The following is a 2,109-nucleotide window of genomic DNA, read 5'->3' on the forward strand; positions in this document are numbered from 1 at the left end:
TTTAAAAAAGGTCATAAAAACCTTTATTTGGCATGCACAAAAAGACCACTTTCGAAAGTCAGATATCAATTTGAACTTCCAAAGTGGTCTTATTTTAGATTCTAAGTCTTAACTTAATGACATTGCTCTAATCACAGCTTTTTTCTTTGGTCTAATAATATCATAATCCAGACCTTTACACAATTAACCTTCTTACATCTAAAAACCCCTGGATTGAGATAAATCCAGAGGTTTGACCATCCTTATTTGCTAGAGAACTTTCTCTCTTAAACTTCTCATGAATTAAAAATGTAGTGGGCAATCTTCTTATCTAATTCCCTTCATTACACCTCATAGAATGCAAAGTAGAAATATAGATTATACTGCTAACCGGTAACCATTGCTTACTGCAATATTTTGGGCTATAAATCCTGTAATAATTAAATTCAGAGTGTATATTCCTTGATTGGCAAGAATTGATAATGAAAGAAGCGAAATTGATACAATAATCAATTTTTTTACAGAATCACGATAATTAGACTGTTCCATAGGAATATGAGAACTGAACTTTTTTGTTAGATAGTTAATACAGAAGAGAAAAACAATTTGCAATATCATTAAATTTATAACTAAATGTAAATTATTGTAATAAATATAATTTATATATGCATTGAATAAGATTACCGATAGGTATATATTTTTACGTATTCCATCCACCAATAGCACCTCCTATGATAAAATATTTAAATTCTATTCCCTAGTTTTCCTTCAAACAAATTAATTTTACTCCAAAAATCCTGACCAACTTGAAGCAGATTTTAGCAATCACCATCTACCTAAAAATTTTTTCTCTTAAAAGTGGAGCTCAGGGAAAAAATAGAGCCAATTGTATAGACCATGATGAGTAGACTTAGATATATAAATCTAAGTTTGATAGACATCGTCTTCATTTGTATGATAAGAAGAAAAACAATTAAAACCGGAATAACAATAGTATATTTAATATAATTCATTAAATTCTGAAAGACCTGTCTTAAAGGAAGAACAACACTTGAAGTTTTACTTACCACAATCATAGCTAATAGTTGATATGAAAAATTAAGTAAAGCTAGAAGAGCAATCTTAGTCAGTGAAAAACCAACTGAAATCCCCAGTAGATATAGTAAAAGCATGGAAATGCATTCGATGATTGAAAACCGAATAATATTTTTCATAATATCTCCTCTTAGTCTAATTCAATAACACATTAACTAGCCTCCAATCAATATACTATCTATTGAAAGATTCTCAGATTTATTTTCGTTCTTAATGTAGTTGAATTAAGTCTAATTAATTTTTAGGAATCAAATGCCTATAGAATTAACGTCTGTTATCGTGAAATCGATCTTTTAAAAATTGATAGTTAGAACAGAGCTTTACATATACATACATAGTCAAATATACGATAACTATGAAAAGAGATATACTTCCAAAAATTTTAGCCAGAATTTCATTAACTGAAATCAAGGCATTAGAAATACTTAGTACGAGAAGAGCTATCGGAACCACAAAATTCCCAGTTTCTAGGAATTTAGCAAGATATTGTGATACAGTTTTAGAACTGCTTACATAGGATTTAAATCTGCTCATAGTTCCTCCCTAAATAGTCATATTTCTTAAATATATTAAAAAATCCAATCTAAAGTAAAGCTAATTAGTAAGTAAATAAGCGAAACTAGACCAGCAATAAGGAGTTTCCGATTTTTGTTTCGAATTCCGATTAAAAGAAATACAATTGGTAACAAGTATAGATGAAAAAGTAACATCACTTTAAGAGCCATTACACGGCACCTCCATGATTTATAACTAAGTATTGTATTTTACAGTAATCCTTCTTTTAAAAATTAAAAATCATTTGTCCACTGCAACCTTTACATAAAGTGTATAACAAATTTTCAGCAATTGATTCCCATTTCCCAAACGGTCATTGAAACGTCCTGAATGGTCAAAAAAGAGGGTTTTCACCCAATGTCATTAAGTTAGGGCGGCTGATAAAGACTTCAATGAAACACAATTGACTGATTGGGGCAGAATCCAAGAATCAATTGTGTTTTTTTCGTTTTTTGAGCACAATGAAGATGAGGTTGCTAT

1 protein-coding gene is annotated in these 2,109 nt (G+C 29.8%); it reads right to left on the bottom strand.

The features are described from left to right. Positions 1–815: 815 nt before the first annotated feature. The gene (locus ACXM1Q_RS09145) at positions 816–1,193 is read right to left on the bottom strand and encodes a hypothetical protein (RefSeq protein ID WP_458517789.1); all 378 of its coding nucleotides are present in this window, start codon (positions 1,191–1,193) and stop codon (positions 816–818) included. Positions 1,194–2,109: the final 916 nt, after the last annotated feature.

This window comes from Streptococcus sp. 10F2 (assembly GCF_054331515.2).